23 protein-coding genes are annotated in these 19,479 nt (G+C 38.8%); 5 read left to right on the forward strand and 18 right to left on the reverse strand.

Translation table 11 applies throughout. The features are described from left to right. Window positions 1-98: 98 nt before the first annotated feature. Genes MKY77_RS22610 through MKY77_RS22620 form a run of 3 tightly spaced genes read right to left on the reverse strand, consistent with a single transcriptional unit; the run spans window position 99 to window position 666 of the window. Window positions 99-251: a hypothetical protein gene (locus tag MKY77_RS22610; protein WP_342515522.1), complete on the reverse strand. Its 153-nt coding sequence runs from the start codon at window positions 249-251 to the stop codon at window positions 99-101. Next, window positions 248-427: a hypothetical protein gene (locus MKY77_RS22615; protein WP_342515523.1), complete on the reverse strand. Its 180-nt coding sequence runs from the start codon at window positions 425-427 to the stop codon at window positions 248-250. The genes MKY77_RS22610 and MKY77_RS22615 overlap by 4 nt, the downstream gene beginning before the upstream one ends. Further along, complete coding sequence (locus tag MKY77_RS22620) at window positions 421-666, reverse strand: hypothetical protein (RefSeq protein WP_342515524.1); 246 nt, start codon at window positions 664-666, stop codon at window positions 421-423. Before MKY77_RS22620 ends, MKY77_RS22615 begins: the two co-directional genes overlap by 7 nt. 50 nt (window positions 667-716) lie before the next feature. Between MKY77_RS22620 and MKY77_RS22625 the strand changes: the two genes are divergently transcribed. After that, entirely contained in the window at window positions 717-959 is a 243-nt protein-coding gene (locus MKY77_RS22625; RefSeq protein WP_342515525.1) for a hypothetical protein, read from the forward strand. Here MKY77_RS22625 and MKY77_RS22630 read toward each other — a convergent pair. The 3 genes from MKY77_RS22630 to MKY77_RS22640 are packed head-to-tail and all read right to left on the reverse strand — an operon-like array spanning window position 956 to window position 1,698. Further along, window positions 956-1,165: a hypothetical protein gene (locus MKY77_RS22630; protein ID WP_342515526.1), complete on the reverse strand. Its 210-nt coding sequence runs from the start codon at window positions 1,163-1,165 to the stop codon at window positions 956-958. The genes MKY77_RS22625 and MKY77_RS22630 overlap by 4 nt on opposite strands. 30 nt (window positions 1,166-1,195) lie before the next feature. Then, window positions 1,196-1,432, reverse strand: coding sequence for a hypothetical protein (locus MKY77_RS22635; RefSeq protein ID WP_342515527.1), 237 nt, complete (start codon window positions 1,430-1,432; stop codon window positions 1,196-1,198). A gap of 23 nt (window positions 1,433-1,455) precedes the next feature. After that, window positions 1,456-1,698 carry a helix-turn-helix transcriptional regulator gene (locus tag MKY77_RS22640; RefSeq protein ID WP_342515528.1) on the reverse strand — a complete coding sequence of 81 codons (243 nt, stop codon included), beginning with the start codon at window positions 1,696-1,698 and terminating at the stop codon, window positions 1,456-1,458. 187 nt (window positions 1,699-1,885) lie between these two features. Here MKY77_RS22640 and MKY77_RS22645 point away from each other — a divergent pair, with 187 nt between their 5' ends. Then, window positions 1,886-2,542 (forward strand): S24 family peptidase, encoded by a 657-nt coding sequence (locus MKY77_RS22645; RefSeq protein ID WP_342515529.1) that lies wholly within the window; start codon window positions 1,886-1,888, stop codon window positions 2,540-2,542. Window positions 2,543-2,554: 12 nt separating this feature from the next. Then, window positions 2,555-3,913 carry a recombinase family protein gene (locus MKY77_RS22650; protein ID WP_342515530.1) on the forward strand — a complete coding sequence of 453 codons (1,359 nt, stop codon included), beginning with the start codon at window positions 2,555-2,557 and terminating at the stop codon, window positions 3,911-3,913. A gap of 34 nt (window positions 3,914-3,947) precedes the next feature. Here MKY77_RS22650 and MKY77_RS22655 read toward each other — a convergent pair whose 3' ends face one another. From MKY77_RS22655 to MKY77_RS22670, 4 genes are all read right to left on the reverse strand, one after another. Then, window positions 3,948-4,490 (reverse strand): hypothetical protein, encoded by a 543-nt coding sequence (locus MKY77_RS22655; protein ID WP_342515531.1) that lies wholly within the window; start codon window positions 4,488-4,490, stop codon window positions 3,948-3,950. A 92-nt stretch (window positions 4,491-4,582) separates the two neighbouring features. Beyond that, window positions 4,583-5,425, reverse strand: a complete 843-nt coding sequence (locus MKY77_RS22660) for a DegV family protein (RefSeq protein WP_339147869.1) — start codon at window positions 5,423-5,425, stop codon at window positions 4,583-4,585. A gap of 226 nt (window positions 5,426-5,651) precedes the next feature. Next, on the reverse strand, window positions 5,652-6,374 hold the full coding sequence (locus tag MKY77_RS22665; protein ID WP_339147870.1) for a response regulator transcription factor: 723 nt from the start codon (window positions 6,372-6,374) through the stop codon (window positions 5,652-5,654). A 25-nt stretch (window positions 6,375-6,399) separates the two neighbouring features. After that, window positions 6,400-7,542: a sensor histidine kinase gene (locus tag MKY77_RS22670; protein ID WP_339147871.1), complete on the reverse strand. Its 1,143-nt coding sequence runs from the start codon at window positions 7,540-7,542 to the stop codon at window positions 6,400-6,402. 360 nt (window positions 7,543-7,902) lie between these two features. Between MKY77_RS22670 and MKY77_RS22675 the strand changes: the two genes are divergently transcribed. After that, entirely contained in the window at window positions 7,903-8,538 is a 636-nt protein-coding gene (locus tag MKY77_RS22675; RefSeq protein WP_339147872.1) for a YigZ family protein, read from the forward strand. Between the two features lie 24 nt (window positions 8,539-8,562). After that, entirely contained in the window at window positions 8,563-9,543 is a 981-nt protein-coding gene (locus MKY77_RS22680) for an LCP family protein (RefSeq protein WP_339147873.1), read from the forward strand. A gap of 184 nt (window positions 9,544-9,727) precedes the next feature. Here MKY77_RS22680 and MKY77_RS22685 read toward each other — a convergent pair whose 3' ends face one another. The 8 genes from MKY77_RS22685 to MKY77_RS22720 all read right to left on the reverse strand — a co-directional run bounded on the left by MKY77_RS22685 (window position 9,728) and on the right by MKY77_RS22720 (window position 19,264). Then, window positions 9,728-10,789 (reverse strand): MraY family glycosyltransferase, encoded by a 1,062-nt coding sequence (locus MKY77_RS22685; RefSeq protein WP_339147874.1) that lies wholly within the window; start codon window positions 10,787-10,789, stop codon window positions 9,728-9,730. Window positions 10,790-11,324: 535 nt separating this feature from the next. Then, on the reverse strand, window positions 11,325-12,083 hold the full coding sequence (locus tag MKY77_RS22690; RefSeq protein ID WP_339147875.1) for a glycosyltransferase family 2 protein: 759 nt from the start codon (window positions 12,081-12,083) through the stop codon (window positions 11,325-11,327). Between the two features lie 14 nt (window positions 12,084-12,097). Further along, window positions 12,098-12,781 carry a hypothetical protein gene (locus tag MKY77_RS22695; RefSeq protein ID WP_339147876.1) on the reverse strand — a complete coding sequence of 228 codons (684 nt, stop codon included), beginning with the start codon at window positions 12,779-12,781 and terminating at the stop codon, window positions 12,098-12,100. Window positions 12,782-12,797: 16 nt separating this feature from the next. Beyond that, window positions 12,798-14,273, reverse strand: a complete 1,476-nt coding sequence (locus MKY77_RS22700) for an O-antigen ligase family protein (RefSeq protein ID WP_339147877.1) — start codon at window positions 14,271-14,273, stop codon at window positions 12,798-12,800. Between the two features lie 126 nt (window positions 14,274-14,399). Next, complete coding sequence (locus MKY77_RS22705; RefSeq protein WP_339147878.1) at window positions 14,400-15,707, reverse strand: UDP-glucose/GDP-mannose dehydrogenase family protein; 1,308 nt, start codon at window positions 15,705-15,707, stop codon at window positions 14,400-14,402. Between the two features lie 5 nt (window positions 15,708-15,712). Then, window positions 15,713-16,603 carry a UTP--glucose-1-phosphate uridylyltransferase GalU gene (gene galU / locus MKY77_RS22710; protein WP_339147879.1) on the reverse strand — a complete coding sequence of 297 codons (891 nt, stop codon included), beginning with the start codon at window positions 16,601-16,603 and terminating at the stop codon, window positions 15,713-15,715. Window positions 16,604-16,628: 25 nt separating this feature from the next. After that, window positions 16,629-17,801: a glycosyltransferase gene (locus MKY77_RS22715; RefSeq protein ID WP_339147880.1), complete on the reverse strand. Its 1,173-nt coding sequence runs from the start codon at window positions 17,799-17,801 to the stop codon at window positions 16,629-16,631. Further along, entirely contained in the window at window positions 17,801-19,264 is a 1,464-nt protein-coding gene (locus tag MKY77_RS22720) for an MOP flippase family protein (RefSeq protein ID WP_339147881.1), read from the reverse strand. The genes MKY77_RS22715 and MKY77_RS22720 overlap by 1 nt, the downstream gene beginning before the upstream one ends. Window positions 19,265-19,479: the final 215 nt, after the last annotated feature.

Raw genomic sequence — 19,479 nt, forward strand, 5'->3', positions numbered from 1 at the left:
GACATTTAATTTTGTTTTTGCGTGTTTCCGACTTCATTCAGCACAATTTTTCGCCATTTAGGGTAAAAAAAGTAGGGTGGTTAGCCCTGGTAATCACTTTATATAGAGGATAGAAGTCTACATTTTTCTTCCATCAATTCTTCAACTAGTGCCACATCCAAATCGATTGTTGCCTTAGCTATTAATTTGTTTAACCTTCTCAAATCTCCTCGTATGGAGAGATATTTGTTCTTCCTTCGGAAAATCTTCACTTCACACCCTCCTCAAAGTTGTAGGAGGGATTTTCACGATCAATTGATAAGATGATATTTTCGAGTTCCAGCTTTACTCGTTCCAAGTCGCTGTCACCTGAATTAATTCCGGAGTAGATATCCATCAGTTGGTTCTGCAGCTGGCGGATCGTTGAGACCAAGTGGTTTTCTAACATGACCTAGCCTCCTTGTACTTTCTGATTTCTTTGTGCATAAGTTCTTTATAAATCTTGAGACGTTGACTCCTGTATTTGTAGGAGCGAGGTTGTTTGTGTGCTGGGTGAACTGAAAGCTTTTCAGCAACCTTCCTTGTAAAATATTCAATGCGATGTACCACACCTTTTTTCACTTTCATAGCCTCCTTTGGATATCCAACTTCTAAAATGATAAAATCCAGTATTTTGAAAGTTCCCATCTCCTTGTCTCTCCCTTTTGGTATAATTTTCATGGGAGGAGGTGATATTGATGAAAATAGATGTGCACTCAATAGCTAGCGAGATAATGAAAGAAAATCGAGAGGCCGAAATAGCAATGATGGAACAACTTTATGACGAGTTTAATGGTCAATTAATTGAATTAGATAATTTACCCGGAAAGTTAATAGAAATGAGTACTAAAATCAGTTCTAAGCAAAGGAAGGCTCAATCAATTTTTACGATAGAACTTATTCAACGTGTAGTCGATGAATTAAGTAAACAGGAAGATTAATCAATATCTTCAGTTGTTAGAATTTTTGCTAATTCTTTTCCATCAATTTGAAGAGCTACCGTTGCCGCGGTGGCTTTTTCTTTTTCTAGCTTTAAAACATCTTCTTGCAAAGAACTTACAATTCCAAAAAGTGTTGAAACCTGTGCTTCAAGATTTGCTATTCGTCTATCTGTATTTGATTGATGAACTATCTTTGTTTCTGGCATGTTTCATCCTCCTAATTGGTTCTAAGTTAACTATGATACCTTCTCTTTCTCAGCTAACCCTACATGTCTCAATTGGGTTTTTATTACTCCGTCTACTACAGTGACTTGACGTTGATACAATGATGGAGTTTTTATATTCTCCTTTTTTGAATCTTCTTTTCTCCAGACCCCCGCTTGATTAAAAAGCTCAGATAACCCCTCAGGGATTCTCACCTCTTTTCCATCTAATTTAATTTTAGTAATTATTATTTCTTCTTTAATCCTCAAGAAATTCCACTCCTCTCTCTACTTTAAGAAGTTGCAGCCTTCCGAAAATTTCTACTTAAAGTAGAGTTACGATCAAAAAAAATATAATCATAATCCAATCCTAAAATTTCGCTAATTCTCTTGGCTTCTCCGATAGTAACAGTGTCAGGTTCTTTCTCCATCTTGCTATAAGTTTGAACGTGAACTCCAAGCTCATTAGCAATGTCTCGTTGAGTAAACCCTTTTAATAGGCGAGCTTGTTTTAGTGTGAGTTTCAAATGTATCACCTCGCTTTTTTTCTTGCTTAAACACATATTAATCTACTTTAAGTAGAGTGTCAACAACCTTTTATCACATTTTTTCTACTTAATGTTCACCTTTTAATGAAAAAAGTAGAATTTTTTCAACTTTTTGTTGTCTTTTTTCTACTTTTAGTTTATTGTTTTAATTATAAATTAGTCCGGAGGTAACAAAATGAGTATAGGAAGAAATATTAAAAGGTTAAGAGAACTACATAATCTATCTCAGAAAGAATTTGCAGAGATAGCAGGGGTTAGCGACAAAGCCGTTTCAACTTGGGAAAACGAAATTAAAGAGCCACGTATGGGAGCTATTCAAAAAATTGCCGATCATTTCAACATTTTAAAAAGTGACATCATTGAGGATAGAAATTTCAACGTAAGTCCAATCGACAAAAATGCACCAGTAATTAAGGGAAGTTCTAAACCAATGCCCTTACTTGGCTCAATAGCAGCTGGAGTCCCGTTGGAAATGGTAACTGTTCGAGAATGGATAAACGTACCTACAGAAGTTGCTGATCAATACCCAAATGGTTTTTTAGTAGAAGTCAATGGAGATAGCATGAATAAGATAATTCCTTCTGGTGCGTTAGCCTTAATCGTACCAGTGACTGATGTCAATAACGGAGATATTGTTGCCGTTGCTGTTAATGGTTATGACGCTACTCTAAAAAGATTTTATAAGTTTCAAAACGGAGTTACATTAGAGCCAGAAAGTTATAATCCTAAAAATGTAACTCAGTTTTATAACTGCAATGATTTAGAAATTAATCCAATCAGTATAAAAGGTAAGTTAGTTTGGTATATGGCCCCATTGAATATGAAATTCTAGAGGTGACGAATCATGAATAAGGCTGCTATTTATATTAGAGTTAGTACACAGGACCAAGTTGAAAACTATAGTATTGAAGTTCAAAGAGAGCGTTTAGAGGCTTACTGTAAAGCCAAGGGGATGGAGATATACAATATCTACATTGATGGTGGATATTCTGGTGCCAGTATTGAAAGACCAGATCTAAAAAGATTACTAAGCAACTTAAAAGATATTGACGCAGTTGTTGTTTACAAGTTAGACAGGCTTTCAAGGTCCCAAAGAGATACCTTAGAGTTAATAGAAGAACATTTCCTTAAAAATAATGTGGATTTTATATCAATGACAGAAACTATTGACACTTCTACACCATTCGGGAAAGCGATGATTGGTATTTTATCAGTTTTCGCACAATTGGAAAGGGAGACTATAGCCGAAAGAATGCGTATGGGTCATATTAAACGTGCAGAGAACGGTTTTAGGGGGATGGGAGGGGACTATGACCCTGCTGGGTATATCCGTGTAGATGGTCTTCTTGAAAAAAATGAGGAAGAAGCAACACACATAAAGAGGGCGTTTGACTTATATGAACAATTACATTCAATAACTAAAGTCCAAGAGGTTTTAAAACAAGAGGGTTTCCCTGTTTGGAGGTTTAGAAGGTATAGAGATATCCTTGAGAATCCATTGTATATTGGTAAAGTTAAATTTTCAGGTAACTTGTACAAGGGGAAACATGATTCTATTATCTGTGAGAAACAGTTTAAACGGGTCCAAAACTTATTGCAAAGACATAAAGGAAATAACGCTCATAAAGCAAAAATGAGTCTTTTAACCGGTTTGGTACGTTGTGACCAGTGCGGTGAATCTTTTGTCTCATATTCAACTGGTATATCCCAAAAAAATAAAAAGCCATATTATTACTACATTTGCAGATCAAGAAGATTTCCATCAGAATATGATGTTAAATGTCAGAATAAAATTTGGAGCAGAAAAAAACTTGAATCTTTAATCATACAAGAACTTAACAACCTCTCTTTTGAAAAGTCGAAGTCAGATAGTCCTATGAAGAAGAAAGTGAATTACGATAGGCTTCTAAAAGAAATAGACAAAAAAATGGAAAGGTTAATTAACTTATATGCATCTAATACCAAGATTAGTTCACAAATGCTAGAGTCCCAAATCGAAAATCTTAATACTGAAAAAGAAAAATTGATTGCGGAACAAAGTAGCTCATCTGAAACGGATGAATTGATTCCAGAAAATATGCTTGAATTAATTAATACCAATTTTGATGATTTAGAGTTTAGCTTTAAACAAAGTATAGTTCAAAAATTAGTGAAAGAAATCCATATTAATGAATTAGACGTCACCATTGATTGGCGTTTTTAATTTTAATATTTTTTATGTATTCATTACCGGCTGTTCAGACTGCCCAAACTAGTAATGATGAGTTGGTTTGGATAGCTCCCACAACCTCGTCGGACGCTTGTTGTTGCCCCTTTGAAAGGGTACCTTTCCATTCCAATTTACAACTATTGGTTCCACGCGCAGGCTTCGGTCCACTCCAGCTAATGAGAGGCGTGCATTCACTCACCCTTCCCATCATGATGCAGTGCCGGCAATAATTGCATTCTCGCCTGCATCGGGCACAATGAAAAGCCGCAATGAGACTAGCTTTTTCATTTCCACATCTTTGACAAGCGTAGCCAAGCTTGGTGGCAGTCACACCGTGATCATATTTCAAATATCCATGCTGGTAATGAGATTGAATGGTTTCTAAAGGAAAAGGAATTTCATCAAGGAGAAGTCTTTTGCCATGGAGATAGTGCTGAAGCTGTTGGTTGATGGGGAAAGTGGTGTCGAGCAGCTGTTGGGGTATGTCTGGAAAATCAGAGATCCTTTTTGCGAGCTCACTTTCTCCGGCGGTCTGAATCAATATTTTATTTTCTTTTGTACAAAATAGCATCACTTTCCTCCTCATATAAAAAAACAGACACCCCAAGCAAGCCTGCTCATGATGTCTGTTTTTGTCGTTATGGTTGTATAGTAATTTAAGTATTATCGCTTGTACCAGCCAAGTCCCAATGCACCTTCACCTAAATGCGTGCCAATTACCGGGCCGAAGTAGCTTAGGAAAAACTCCACATGTGGGTACTTCTGTTCCAGTTCTTTTTTCATCTCTTGTGCTTCCGTCTCACGATTGGCATGAATCACTACCGCACGCATTGGCACTTGCTCTGAAGCTACTTCATCTAGTAGGTCATGGATGCGCTTGACTGCTTTTTTTCGTGTGCGAATCTTTTCAAATGGCACAATTTTCGTGTCAACAAAGTGCAAGAGCGGTTTTACCTGTAACAGGCTTCCGACTATCGCCTGCGCGCTGCTTAGGCGTCCGCCGCGCTGAAGGTGAGAAAGGTCATCCACCATAAAGTAGGCACGGATGGATTCTTTCATTACGTCCATGCGTTCGATAATCTGTTCGGGATCCTTTCCTTCTGCGGCCATCTCTGCCGCTTCCAAGACGTATAATCCTTGAACCATACAACTAATCTCCGAATCATAAGCGTAAACCTGGATGCCTTCGACCATATCCCCTGCAGCAGCTGCTCCCTGGTAAGTTCCACTGATGCCGCTGGAAAGGTGGATGCTGACTACTGCATCGTATTCCTTTGCAAGTTTCTCATATAGGGCTACGAACTCGCCGATTGCCGGCTGTGAGGTGGATGGTAGGTCGCGACTATTTTTTACTTCTTCGTAGAATTGGTCGACTTTAATATCGACTTCCTCTTGGTACGATTCGTTCCCGAAAATAACATTCAGCGGGATCATATGTATATCATGCTTTGCGCGTATTTCTGCTGGGATGTAGGCAGTACTGTCTGTAACAATCGCCGTTTTCATAAATAGTAGACCTTCCTTATACTAAGTATTTCTGTTATCTATTTAGATTGTACATGAAATGTGGATAACTTTCACCATTTGTTTGATTTTTATTGGCGTAGGTGATATATCAACCAAGCCGGACTATTTATCAACCATCCTACACCACCAGACAAATTCCGCCACCTCTCTGTCCTCCGCCACTAACACCCACAAAAAAAACCTTGGAGACTTGAAATCCCCAAGGTTACCTAACCTCTACCCAGCCATTCTTGATTGCCACAACCACAGCCTGTGTACGGTCATTTACATTCATTTTTTGAAGGATGTTACTTACATGGTTCTTAACCGTCTTCTCACTGATGAAGAGAGACTCACCAATCGCCTTGTTGCTCTTACCGTCAGCAAGCAACTGAAGCACTTCGCACTCACGGCGTGTCAGCAAGTGAAGTGGACGGCGAATTTCGATTTGTTGGTAAGTTGTAGCCGTTGAACCGCCACCGTTTCCGCCACGTCTGCTTCCGGTTCCGACTCCGTTTTCGGTTAAGCGTCGATACTCCCTAACCAAATTGTGTGTCACTTTCGGGTGCAGATAAGATCCGCCATCCGCAACGACCTTGACTGCATCCACCAAAGCATCTGCATCCATTTCCTTCAGCAAGTATCCTCGTGCACCTGTTTGCAAGGCATGTGTTACATAGTTTTCGTCATCATGAATGGATAGTACGATGACCTTCGCTTCCGGGTTGGCTTCGACAAGCTGTCTTGTAGCCTCCACACCGTTCACTTTCGGCATGTTGATGTCCATGATGAACACGTCGGGCTCATGCTTTTCCATGAGGTCAAGCGCTTCCGCTCCGTCGTCCCCTTCCGCTACCACGTGAAAGTTTGTTTCAAAATCCAGAATGCGTTTAACTCCTTCACGGAAAAGCTGATGATCATCAATAATAACGATTTTTGTCGTATCCATTCCTCTCATCCTCCCAAATACATCTTTAGCTTAACGGAATTTTGATAAAGACGGTGGTACCCTTACCGGTTGAGGACTGGATGTCCAAGTCACCGCTGATAAGCTCTACCCGCTCCCTCATTCCGATTAATCCAAACGACTTTTCTTTTTTTTCTGTCGTATCAAATCCTACACCGTCATCTTTGACAATGACAATAATATGGGTAGGTTTCACTTCCAATTTCACATAAATGGAGCTTGCTTCTGCGTGCTTGATCGCATTGGTGAGCGATTCCTGCACAAGCCGGAACACTGCCACTTCCAGGTTTGCGGAAATGCGGTGCTCCACTCCTAGGTTCATGAATTCAATTCTCGGATACCCATTATGATAATCCTCGATAGTCGAAATATATTTTTTTAAAGTAGGCACCAACCCAAGATCGTCGAGTGCCATCGGACGAAGATCATAAATGATTCTCCGTACTTCATATAGAGCGGAGCGCACCATCACTTTCAAGGAGCGGATCTCTGATAAAGCCTCTCCAGGGCCCCGCTCCCGGAAAGTGCGATCAATCAAGTCGGAGCGCACCATCACATTCGCCAGCATCTGTGCCGGACCATCGTGTATCTCCCTTGAGAGGCGCCTGCGTTCCTCTTCCTGTGCTTCCATGATTTTAAAGCCAAACTCACGTTTCTCAGATGCGTCCGCTATCATTTGGCCAACCTGTTGCAAGTCCCCGGTAACATAATTGAGTACCACGGAGACTTGGCTGACAAGTCGATCCGCCTTAATAATCGTTTCTTCGAGATTCAAAAGCCTGCGCTCAATTTCATTTCTGCGATTTCGCAGTTGCACTTCTTTTTGGGAGATGGTATGTAGTTCTAGTTGAAGTTCGTGTGCGTGATCATACGCATCTCTGATTTGTTCTTCTGTATAGTTTTTAAATTGCCTGCTTACTTCTGATAGTCGGTTTCGTGCCATGCGGACCTGAATTTCAAGCTTATCTTGTTTTTGAATAAGCTGTGTCACTTCAAGCTTTACCGCATTCAACTCTTTGCCAAGGTTCTCAAATTCCTTGCGGGAACTTTCCCCTATCTCGAAAATTTCATCCTTGCTCACTTCCACCGTTTTAACCATTTGTTCAATAATCATGTCTAATTGTTTAGAGTTTATAACTTTCCGCGACATAGGACATCCTCCAAAAGGCCCGGTATTCTTAAAAGAATATCGGGAATACTTCATTATCCGATATAGTACATTATACCCAAACGCATGAAAGACACTATATGCTATATCATTCCAATTTTACCAAACGTTTGTGGGGGTACCTGTCGAAAATTGTCCACACTTTATTATATCGGACCAAAGTTTTACTTGTATAACATTATTATTACAATCGGGTTAAAGTTTGTCGATTTTTGACGCACAAAAGGAGTTATGGACTAGAATTCATTTGATGTCCTTCCCTTTTGCACTTATAATAGAAAGGGTATGGGTATAAAAAAAACACCATACAAAAGTGCCAGTCATCAAAGGGGAGTTGTCAGAGTGCTGTCTCACTACTATACCGTAAAAGGGCATGGAGAGCATGAAATAACGATTCAAAAGTCCAGATTCATTGCACATATCGCCCGTGCCACAACCGAGGAAGAAGCCCAAAACTTCATACAAGAGATAAAAAAGAAGCACTGGGGTGCAACACACAACTGCTCCGCCTACATGATCGGTGAACAAAACCAGGTTCAAAAAGCCAACGATGACGGAGAACCGAGCGGCACAGCCGGCGTCCCCATCCTTGAAGTTTTAAAGAAAAAGGACCTAAAAGACACTGTAGTTGTCATTACCCGCTACTTTGGCGGTATTAAACTTGGCGCAGGAGGATTAATCCGTGCGTATGGGAAAGCCACCTCTGAAGGGATAAGCGCCACAGGAATGGTAGAACGAAAATTAGTGCAAATTATGCATACAAACGTTGAGTACACACTTCTAGGAAAACTGGAGAATGAATTGCGTTCGTCCTCATTATTCTTACTAAAAGACATCCACTATCTAGAAGATGTGACATTTGACGTGTATGTAGAGGAAAATAAAATAGAGACGTATCAAGACTGGATGACGGAACTTACAAATGGAAAAGCAGAAACCACTCCTGGAGAATTGCTATATCTTGAACAGGACGTGTAAATTTTTGATAGGGGAGACAAAACATTGGTTAATTCTAGATATGAAAAGAAGAAAAGGAAGGGTAGAAGGTTAAAGCGAGTCCTTTTCGTCTTTCTGACACTTTTTTTGGCAGTTGTTGCTTATGGCGGTTATCTTTTTTATGAAACATACCGAGCTGCAAATGAAGCATATACGGAATTGGACAGAGACAAGTCCAAGTACCGGGACAAAGAAGTAGAAATGAACAAAGATCCTTTTTCCGTCCTGATTATGGGGATTGAGGATTATTCCACCGGTGGAGAAAATGGACGAACGGATACACTGATGGTCGCTACCCTTAATCCTAAAGACAAAACGATGAAACTGTTAAGCATCCCTCGTGATACGCAGGTTTATTATGAACATCTCGGCTATTATTCCAAAATAAATCATGCCAATGCCTATGGTGGCAAAGAAATGACTATTGAGAAAGTGGAAGAACTGTTGGAAGTTCCGATTGATTATTATACAACTGTGAATTTTGAAGGCTTCAAGAATGTCATTGACATTGTAGGCGGAGTAGAGGTAGAAGTTCCATTTGATTTTACTGAAAAATCTGATGTAGACAGCTCCAGAATTTATTTTAAAGAGGGGCCCATGAAGCTTAATGGCGAAGAAGCTCTTGCATATGCGAGAATGAGGAAACAGGACCCTCGTGGGGACTTTGGTAGAAATGACAGACAAAAGCAGATTATTCAAGCAGCAATGAGTGAGATACTCTCTCCAAGTAATCTGCTCAAAGTTGATAATATCGCTAAGGAAATGGGGACAAATGTCCAAACGAACATTCGAGTATCTGAAGGTATCGGTTTAAGCAAGCTATATTCAGGCTTTAACTCCTCTAAAATGGAGAATCTTATACTTGAGGGCGCCGATGACAATAGTAGTGGTATCTACTATTTCATTCCATATGAAGAGAGTATTATTGAGGTCAGAAGCGCATTGAAAAAGCACTTAGAAATTGAAGAGACAACTATAGAGGAATAAAACTGACGGTTCGTAAAGCAGGTATGACCTACTTTCGGGCCGTCTTTTTTGGTGAAATTACGTATAATATACACTTCAACAGGATATAGTAATAATCTCCAGCTCCGAAAGTAAGAGTAATTTCTAATTGCATAAAAAAAGAATGTAGAAAGATTGAACTTAACCTTCTACACCCTTTTAATCATTAATTTTTCCCTGTAACTTTCTTATAAAAGCTTAGAAACGGTTTATGCCTTACATTGATGATACCGACCAATTCTGCAATAAACTGTATTGTTATAACTAATGCAATCATAATAAGGATAGTACCGAGGAATGTTGCAGACGTCAGCATAACGGCACATACACTAAAGAAAATACCAAAAACATAAATGAGTAGAACCGTATTTCTATGGGAGATACCAATCGCCAATAATCGATGGTGCAGGTGACTCTTATCAGGTGCAGAGATAGGCTGTTTGTTTAAGAATCGTCGAATAATGGCAAAAGCAGTATCAAAAATCGGTACACCTAGGATGATAATTGGTATAACAAAGCTGAATAACGTAACACTTTTATATAAGCCCAATAAGGAGAATACCGATATACAATACCCTAAGAACAACGCACCCGTATCACCCATAAATATCTTTGCGGGATGGAAGTTATAAAATAAGAAACCAACAGTACTTCCCAAAACGATCAGGCATAATGTCAGGATCATTTCTTTTCCGGCCATACCGGCCATTACGGCCAATGTAGCAATCGCAATAGAAGAAATACCTGCAGCCAGACCATCAAGGCCATCAATTAGATTAATGGCGTTGGTAATACCAACAATCCATAAAATGGTGACAGGAATAGCTAGCCAGCCAAGGTCGAATCGCTCAATGACAAAAGGAATAGTGATAAATTCAATTTTCAAACCAGTATATACGACCACACCAGCGACTAGAAGTTGACCAATCAATTTGGTTCTAGCCTTTAATTCGTACATATCATCTAAAATACCGATCATTACAATGAGGATAGCTCCTGCTGTAATCCCATATATTCGTTCATCATAAAGACCTGAGGCAATGTAACCAACTACTACACCAATGAAGATTGCTAAGCCACCAAGTCGCGGCATCACCTTTTGATGCACTTTTCGATGATTTGGTTTATCTGTTGCACCAATTTTATGAGCAAACTTTATCACTAAAGGGGTAACCAAAAGGACGGTACCAAAAGCAGCCAAGAATGATAAGATTAATTTAATGTCCATTGTTAGAACCACCTGTAATTTTATTTTCTGTCTTAGTTTATTTTTAACCCTATAAGAAAAATGAATGTTATTTTTTTTTCGCCAAAATTTGCAATTAAATTTGTTAAACCCTGTACCATTTTAACAAATAATCTGGTTTTAATAAACTGTCTAAAGAATTAATTTTATGTTACGTTTGTAAACCTGACATAATATAAAGGTTCCCCCTTGTTATACCCCCTTATAGAGACGTAAAAACTCTTGAAAAGTTTCGAGTTCTACTGAGTATTGAATTGGTAATACTTTCTACAAGGCTCTTTTCCTAAGCTTGTTGCTATCCGCTAGTAAAAAGTCGGCAGTTGGACTTTTTACTGCTTTGATACTTTAATAATACAACAGTAAATTTAGTAATACAGGGAAAAGAGCACGAAAATAAGGTATATTACGGTTGGTTTTTAAGTACGAAAAAGCAAAAAGTTTACGCAAAGAGCCTTCTACAAATAAAAAAAGCAGGAGAATATTGATATTCTTTCCTGCTTTTTTTTCATAAAGGATATTATGCTTGAATTCTCTTCTTGACTGCATAATAGGCATAATTAATTAGGCACCAGCTTGCATATGGAATACTAAGCTTTTCAATATGCCTGTAAACATACCAGTTTCTCTTTGCTGCTTTCAACTTGTTACTCGATATGGATCCTTCCACAAGGCGGTAATTGGATAATGGCTCTTGGATCCCGTACGCTATATATCCATCACGAAGAACTTGCAGCCATAAGGCATAATCTTGCCGGGTTCTTATTAATGGCATTTGTAGCTGTCCAACCTGCCTGCGATCTATCATAACTGTTAAACAACCAATAATCGTATTTTTCAGCAAGCCTTTATAATCAATTTCAGAAGGGATTCTAATGACTTTATCTAAAAGATTACCGCTCTCATCCATTAAGTTATAGGCTGTGTAAGAAAAAGCATGATTATGTTGTTGCATGAACGCTAATTGTTTTTCTAGCTTTTCTGGTAACCAAAAATCATCGCTGTCCAAAAAGGCTACATAATCACCTTTCGCTTCATTTAGTGCCGTATTCCTTGCAACAGCGGCACCACTATTTTCTTTAAGGAAGATTGGTTTGATCCTTGGATCATTAGCTGCATAGTCCTGTAAGATTTCCCTTGTATTATCACTTGAACAATCATCCACGATGATCATTTCCCAATCGGTGAAAGTTTGTTTTTTTACTGATTCAATGGTTTCAGCAATAAACCTCTCCGCATTGTAGGAAGGAGTGATGACTGAAACTAATGGGGAAGACATAGAAAACACCACCCTTACATATCGTCTTCTCTGAATAGAATTGGAACCACAATATATGCAAACACAAATGTTAGACCAACAAGCCCACCTAAAACTGCCCGCTTTTTGGCAGAAAAGTTTTCTTGACGGTATTCATTTACTTTGATTGGCTCGGATAACTGCGAAGGATACAATGTCAATAACTCATTTTGCAGTTCAAAGATAAAGCGTTGTTTATCTACCTTTGAATCCTCGCTCACCGTTTCATCACTCAGTGTTTGATAACTATCTTCCAAAATGGATGCTTTCTCTTGATACTTATCTTCGTCAAACTTTAAAAATGCGCCGACAAGCTTGTTCGATACTTCTTCGACTTCCTCTTCATCGTCCGAGCGGTAAGTCAAGTCAATGGCACTATTGGAAACAGTGTTTATAACCAAGCCCGATTTAACATCCTCTAACTCTTCAGGCCCATATTGAGGAAATACCGATTCAAGAAACGAATATCCGGAGATAAAGTTTTTAACACTCTCTGGACTATTCATATTGGGGTCATCATAATACCCCAATTCTATCTTTGTCTTAGCAGAGTAACTAATGATAGGCTTTGTACTTTTTTCCAAAAAATAACCTAATCCTCCTAATAACAAAGGTAATATGATAAGCAACGGGATCGTTTTTTTTATTCGAGTCAACAATTTCTTAAATAAGTTGTCCATGTTAATCTCCTTTTTTTCAAAGGTTATGATGAGGTACTATATTATCTCTTCGTTTCGTTCTTAATAAATTTAAAGTGGCTATGCCAAATGCCAACAGCACCCAATGGAAGAACAGGTTAGCAACCGAACTAGGGCTTATACTAGAAATGACGAAGGCAGCCAAGGCAACAACGATTGCTTCCGTTACAAGTTTATACTGAGTGGTTAATCCATGCTCATGGTGTTTATAAAGTTTAAATAGTAGATATCCAAAAAAGGTTAAGTATCCGAGAACAACAAAGATACCGAAATTAGTGAAAATCTCTAGAAACCAAAAATGTACATTGGCTACTTCATCCGTATCATGAATGGAATAGTTTTGCATATAGTATTCGGTATTACCAGCCCCAACTCCCATCCCAAAAGAATCCAATGAGAAGTTGAAAGCATTTCTAATCAGATTGGCTCTACCAACATTGGATGGAAGCCTTTCGGAAAAATCATGGATGGTTGGGCTAAGGAACAAGCCGGAGAAGGTAGTCCAAAGTTTGTTGTGGAATACGGCAACAAATACTGCTGTCCCAATTGCCCCCAAGCGTAGTATCCATTTCTTCAACATTTTATTGCATAGAATAAATACATATACACCGATCCCAACCATCACAGCCAATTGGCTTGCGCGTGATTCACTTAAAAGAATGAGATGGATTGCCATAAGTGATAACACAATTCCAAGAGCCTTCCAATATTTATTTTTCCCATTACGTATTAACGATAGGAAAAAGAATAAAGTAACAGACAGAAAGGTTGCAAAATCGTTTTGGTTCGTAAAGACGGAAGTAGGATAATGCTGTTTATATTCCGGCCCCAAATATAAAGTGGAGCTAGGAAGATGGTTTTTGGTAAAGGCATTCCAATAACCAATTAACATCACAAATACAGACATGAAAACCCATATGTAATAGAAATTCGACAGCCTTTTCAAATCATTGATAAATAGGGTTACGACAAATATCAGAAAGATCCCCATAACCAAGATGGAAAGGTACTTAATTCCATTTGTAACCGATTTAGCCCACAAAAGTGTCAAAAGGGCATAATATAGCCAAAAAACAAAAAAAAGTAGAATTCCCTTTACCTTTATTCCTTCCCACTGTGCCCACAAATCTTTTCTAAAATCACTGCGAATGAAATTAAAAACAATCAAAAAACCTACTATTAACAGCAATATCCGATAGGGAAACAGACTGAAAAATCCTAAGTTAATCGCGAAAAAAGCATTGTTCAAGAAGGTAAGCCCCAATAAAACGTAAATGGACACCATCAAGAACCTACTATCGAAAAGGTATTGTTTCATGATTACCAATAATAGCAGACCTATATTCAATAAAACTAAGAGAATAGAGAATTTCGGTATATCAAGAAAGATTAAACCTACAGTTAGTATTGCACCCAGTAATAATCCTCCTACCCCAATTGCCACTTGCCTGTTGCCAGCAAATCCCAGGTTCATTTTCCTCCTCCTAAATCCACAACCAATATTAAATGAGGGGGCTCTCCTTGGAACTTTAGAAAGCCCTTAAAAATAAGTGTTGCAAATTATTATTCCAAAATATTCTTTACTGATACACACATAACATTAATGAATCACAGGTCGCCCGATGGAATGGTAGATGATAGAATGTTTTCTTGCATCTTCCAGAGTAAAGATGTTCCTGCCATCTATAATGATAGGGTTTTTCAAGTACCCTTTCACCTCATGAAGGTCTAGAGCCTTGACCTCAGGTAGGTCTGTTACAATAATGCATGCATCTGCATCCTTTAAAGCTTCGTACTCCTTCTCAAAATACTCTATGCTATCACCAAAATGCTTTTTCGCTTCATGAAGTGCTATCGGATCAAAAGCCTTTACCTTCGCTCCTGCATCAAGCAGCTCAGGAATGATCTCAAGTGACGGGGCATCTCGCATATCATCGGTGTTTGGTTTGAAGGCCAAGCCCATTACGGCAAAGGTTTTCCCTTCAATGTCACCGAAGACATCCATGACCTTTTTAACCACTTTGGTTTTTTGATTATCATTTGTCTCCATAACTGCCCGGATCAATTTAAAATTATATCCGACTGAATTTGCTATATGGAGCAAAGCACTAGTATCTTTTGGGAAGCAGGACCCTCCGTAGCCTATACCAGCGTTGAGGAATTTCTTGCCGATTCGACTGTCTAGACCCATACCTTCTGCCACTTTGGTCACGTCTGCACCGATTTCTTCACAAATGTTAGCTATATCATTAATGAAAGAAATTTTTGTGGCTAGAAAAGCGTTTGAAGCATATTTAATCATTTCAGCGCTTTCCAAGTCTGACTTGATTATCACGGTATTAAAAGGAGCATGTAATTCTTCAATGATTTTTGCTGCTTTTTCACTGGAAGCACCAATCACGGCACGTTCCATATTCATAGTATCTTGAATTGCCGACCCTTCACGGAGAAATTCAGGATTTGAAACCACATCAAATTCCTGGTTTCCACCAGAGACTTCTCTGATTATTTTAGTCACACGTTTCCCTGTACCAACAGGGACAGTGCTTTTATTTACAACTATTTTATAACCGTTCAGGTTCTCGCCGATAGTCTTTGCAACAGCATCCACATAAGACAAATTAGCTTCGCCGGTATCTGCCATCGGTGTACCTACAGCGATATAAACAATATCCGCTTCCTGGATAGCATTGGGAATATCGGTTGTAAAGGAAAGGGTATTTCTCTCCACATTTTTCTTTACGAGGTCTTCTAACCCCGGCTCATAAATAGGAATGATCCCTTTTTGCAAGTTGCTTATTTTAGCTTCGTCTATATCGCAACATGTTACATGATTTCCAATTTCCGCAAAACATGTACCGGACACTAAACCCACATATCCAGTCCCCATTACTGCTATTCTTTTCATATTACCTATCCTTTCGTGATGTAATTGGATTGAGCTAAGGAATTTAGATAGTCTATAACTTCTTCTCTCAGATCATCTCTATCAAGGGCAAAATCAACAGTGGCTTTAATAAAGCCGAACTTATCTCCGACATCATAGCGAATTCCACCAAATTGATAGGCTAAGACTTGTTGCTGGGTATTCAGGGTGTTAATCGCATCTGTTAGTTGTATCTCCCCACCTGAACCCTTTGGCGTATTTTCGAGTATCTCAAATATCTCAGGAGTTAACACATAACGTCCCATGATAGCATAATTCGAAGGGGCATCAGCCAGTTTAGGCTTCTCTACAAATCCATCTACATTTATGACATTCTCTTCTAGCTTCTCTTCTTTTGGGGAAACAATTCCATATTTTGATACATCTGTATCAGGCACGCTTTGAATACCTACTACAGACGAACCGTATTTATCATAAACATCAATTAATTGCTGCAGACAAGGAGTCTCTCCTTTTACGATGTCGTCGCCAAGCATGACTCCAAAAGCATCGTTTCCAATGAACTTCCTTGCACACCAGATGGCATGTCCGAGTCCAAGGGGCTCTTTTTGCCTTATGTAATGGATGTTCGCCAAATTTGCAATGGATTTAATCTCTTCCAGGATGTCGTACTTTTCTTTTTTCTCTAACGTTTCCTCTAATTCATATGATTTATCGAAATGATCTTCAATTGCCCGCTTACCTCTTCCACTGACAATGATGATATCCTCAATACCTGATTGTACCGCTTCCTCCACGATATACTGGATGGTAGGTTTATCTACAATCGGTAGCATTTCTTTAGGCTGTGCCTTTGTGGCAGGCAAAAAACGCGTACCAAGTCCAGCAGCTGGGATAATTACCTTTTTAATAGTCATTGCTTCCACCTCAGAAATTGAATTTTCATTTTAATAATTTTCGATAAGTTTCTATAAGCTCTTTTGAATTTTCCGTAACATCAAACTTGGTAGTCACTCTATCGTAGAGATCCTTAATGATTTCTACATTATAAACCCCTTCATCTATATACCCTAAAACTCCTTTTACAATCTCACTTGAGGATTTAGGTTCAATCAAAAGGTCCTTATATTCTCCAAACAATTCAGGAATACCGCCAACATTGGAAGAAAGTACAGGAACTCTTAAAGCCAACGCTTCAATGATGACAGTAGGCATCCCTTCCCTGTATGAAGGAAGAAGGAAGATATCGGCTGCTTGAAGGTGCTCCTTTACCTTTTCGTTCGGAAGTTGTCCCGTTAGAATGATCTTATCATTCCCAACCATTGTCGTCCTTAACGGTCCATCGCCAACAAGCACTAATCGGAATCGGTCATCAAGTTCGTCTATTGCCTGAGCAAGCTCTCGAATACCCTTTTCATTCATCAAGCGGCCAACATACAATAGAAGCTTTTTATCATCAGGTAAGCCAAGCCTTTGTCTTAACTCGCATTTTTCCTGATGACTCAAATCATTACTTGAGAACCTCTGCATATTCACCCCGATAGGAAGAACCTCAGGCTTTACACCTGTCAGTTTCTCTGTACTCTGAGCTAATGCACCACTCACAGCTGTTACCTCGCCAGCATTTCTAACTGCCAGTTTAAATGCTTCCATTGCGCCTTTACTGTAATGGGGATATACATTTACATCACTACCGTGTAGCGTCAACACATAAGGTACATTGTATTTCTTTGATAGAATTGCTGCGGCACCACCACTTGGCATCGCAAAATGTGCGTGGATGACATCAAATTTAACGTGTTTTTTTTCAATATATTGACTGATAGCTTTTGCAAAGCGTTTATGAGGCTGAGCCCATTTCAGTTGCCCTGGCAGAGCTAAGAACCGAGGACGATGAACATTGACCCCATTCCACTCATAGTTTTCCGGGAACTTTTTATAATTACGATATTTGTTACTTACCTTTGTTAAAATGCCGGGTGAATAAGGTACAGGTGCCACCACTTCAATATCCACCCCTAATCCCCGAATAGATTCTGCCTGTGTTTGATGGAACACACCAGCACCCGGCAAATGATCTGAAGGATATGCTGATGTAATAAAAAGCACCTTCATCACAATCCCCCCTTTTTAAGAATTTTCTTCACAGGTTTCCATTCTTTAACTTCTGGATACCCAAAATAGATTGCAAAGATATAGATGATCCCACCGACTCCAACCGAGAGGGCAATATTTATATAGATATTAACAGCTTCGACATTGTATAAAGCCGTCTTGAGGAAATAGACCAAAATGGCCATCATACCTGTTAGAACAATCGGTTTTAACAAAGTTCTAACGTATTCCCTCATTTCCAAATCAATTAATAATTTCAGTAACCATCTTCCAATCAAGAAGTTGATAAAACTTGTGACAACATATGTCCAAGCAACTATATATATATCATACTTAGTAGCAAAGTACATAGTGATACCATATAGGAGCATGACACCGAAGTCCCAATAGAAGGCAATATTTGCTTTTCCTTTTGCCAAGATGACGGAACCATTAGGGTTCATCAGCACTCTTAAGATACCCACTATCGCCAAGATTCCTAAAATAGGTGCTGCATCCAACCATCTTGCTCCAAAGAACACTTCAATAAACAAGTCGGAAATGGCCATTAACCCTAGTAATAGAGGCAAACTGACAAGTGCCAGCATTTTCGTTACATTTAGGAACCCTTCAATCAGCAACTTGTTATCAGACTGGCTTCTTGAGAACACCGGAAAGGCAACCCGCGTTATGATTGGGTTTATCTTCATCACCGGGATTGTGACGACTTGATAGGCCAGTGAGTAGATACCGAGCGCTTCTGCTCCTAGAAATCTTCCTATTAATATGTAGTCGATGTTTGCTCCAATCCTATTTACAAGACGGGACATCAGTTGGAATACACCAAACGACATCAATTCTTTAATGGAAGATAAATTAAATATGAAGGATGGCTTCCAAGTTTTTGAGTACACAACAAAATACAAAATGCCCTTTAAAGAGTTAAGAATAACTTGCGAGATGACATAGGCATATAACTCCTGGATAAGGAAAATCAATACAAGTAAACTTATAAATGAAGCAACGTTCGTAGCCACTTCTATCCTACTTAATAGATTGAAATTAAGGTCTTTCTGTAGCAAATATTGAAATTGCTGACCAATCGGCGCAATCAGGAACATTATTCCGAGTACTTTTATTAATGGGATTAATTCAGGCTGGTTATAGAATCCTGCAATCAACGGACTCGCAAAAAATAGTCCAATAAATAAAAGGATACCTACAATGATATTCAGCCAATATAACGTAGATAATTGTTCATGAGATACCTTTTCTTTCTGAATGATAGCTGCACTAAAACCCATATCTAGAAGAATTTGAGTGAAAATGACTACGGTTGTTATCATTCCTACAACACCGAATTGTTCTTTTGTTAAAAGATTCCCCAAGATGGCAAATTGAACAATTTGAATTACGGTAATGATAATGGTGGATAATGCTGTCCATTTTGCCCCGGATAAAATCTGTTTTGTGATTGTCGACATATATATATACCTTCTTTAAAATACTTTCTGCTATTATTTACAAATAAAAACCCATTTATAGATTATAGCACAAAGTAATTTAATACTACCTCTAAGACGGCGTTTAGATATTACAATTACTTTTCATTCATGTAAAGATTTTCACTAAAGTTTCAAAGGAAAAAATTATAGCCTGCTTCTTTGAAAAGAAACAGGCTACATGAACACTCATTATT

This window comes from Sutcliffiella sp. FSL R7-0096, from assembly GCF_038595065.1.
Classification (GTDB): Bacteria; Bacillota; Bacilli; order Bacillales; family Bacillaceae_I; genus Sutcliffiella_A.

Excerpts from the sequence above, each read along its gene's own strand:
- MKY77_RS22630 (WP_342515526.1), bottom strand. The coding sequence starts at position 1,165 with ATGCCAGAAACAAAGATAGTTCATCAATCAAATACAGATAGACGAATA.
- MKY77_RS22665 (WP_339147870.1), bottom strand. The coding sequence starts at position 6,374 with ATGGATACGACAAAAATCGTTATTATTGATGATCATCAGCTTTTCCGT.
- MKY77_RS22620 (WP_342515524.1), bottom strand. The coding sequence starts at position 666 with ATGGGAACTTTCAAAATACTGGATTTTATCATTTTAGAAGTTGGATAT.
- MKY77_RS22685 (WP_339147874.1), bottom strand. The coding sequence starts at position 10,789 with ATGGACATTAAATTAATCTTATCATTCTTGGCTGCTTTTGGTACCGTC.
- MKY77_RS22700 (WP_339147877.1), bottom strand. The coding sequence starts at position 14,273 with ATGAACCTGGGATTTGCTGGCAACAGGCAAGTGGCAATTGGGGTAGGA.
- MKY77_RS22625 (WP_342515525.1), top strand. The coding sequence starts at position 717 with ATGAAAATAGATGTGCACTCAATAGCTAGCGAGATAATGAAAGAAAAT.
- MKY77_RS22615 (WP_342515523.1), bottom strand. The coding sequence starts at position 427 with ATGTTAGAAAACCACTTGGTCTCAACGATCCGCCAGCTGCAGAACCAA.
- MKY77_RS22720 (WP_339147881.1), bottom strand. The coding sequence starts at position 19,264 with ATGTCGACAATCACAAAACAGATTTTATCCGGGGCAAAATGGACAGCA.
- MKY77_RS22670 (WP_339147871.1), bottom strand. The coding sequence starts at position 7,542 with ATGTCGCGGAAAGTTATAAACTCTAAACAATTAGACATGATTATTGAA.
- MKY77_RS22655 (WP_342515531.1), bottom strand. The coding sequence starts at position 4,490 with ATGCTATTTTGTACAAAAGAAAATAAAATATTGATTCAGACCGCCGGA.
- MKY77_RS22660 (WP_339147869.1), bottom strand. The coding sequence starts at position 5,425 with ATGAAAACGGCGATTGTTACAGACAGTACTGCCTACATCCCAGCAGAA.
- MKY77_RS22645 (WP_342515529.1), top strand. The coding sequence starts at position 1,886 with ATGAGTATAGGAAGAAATATTAAAAGGTTAAGAGAACTACATAATCTA.
- MKY77_RS22690 (WP_339147875.1), bottom strand. The coding sequence starts at position 12,083 with ATGTCTTCCCCATTAGTTTCAGTCATCACTCCTTCCTACAATGCGGAG.
- MKY77_RS22715 (WP_339147880.1), bottom strand. The coding sequence starts at position 17,801 with ATGAAGGTGCTTTTTATTACATCAGCATATCCTTCAGATCATTTGCCG.
- MKY77_RS22705 (WP_339147878.1), bottom strand. The coding sequence starts at position 15,707 with ATGAAAAGAATAGCAGTAATGGGGACTGGATATGTGGGTTTAGTGTCC.
- MKY77_RS22695 (WP_339147876.1), bottom strand. The coding sequence starts at position 12,781 with ATGGACAACTTATTTAAGAAATTGTTGACTCGAATAAAAAAAACGATC.
- MKY77_RS22650 (WP_342515530.1), top strand. The coding sequence starts at position 2,555 with ATGAATAAGGCTGCTATTTATATTAGAGTTAGTACACAGGACCAAGTT.
- galU (WP_339147879.1), bottom strand. The coding sequence starts at position 16,603 with ATGACTATTAAAAAGGTAATTATCCCAGCTGCTGGACTTGGTACGCGT.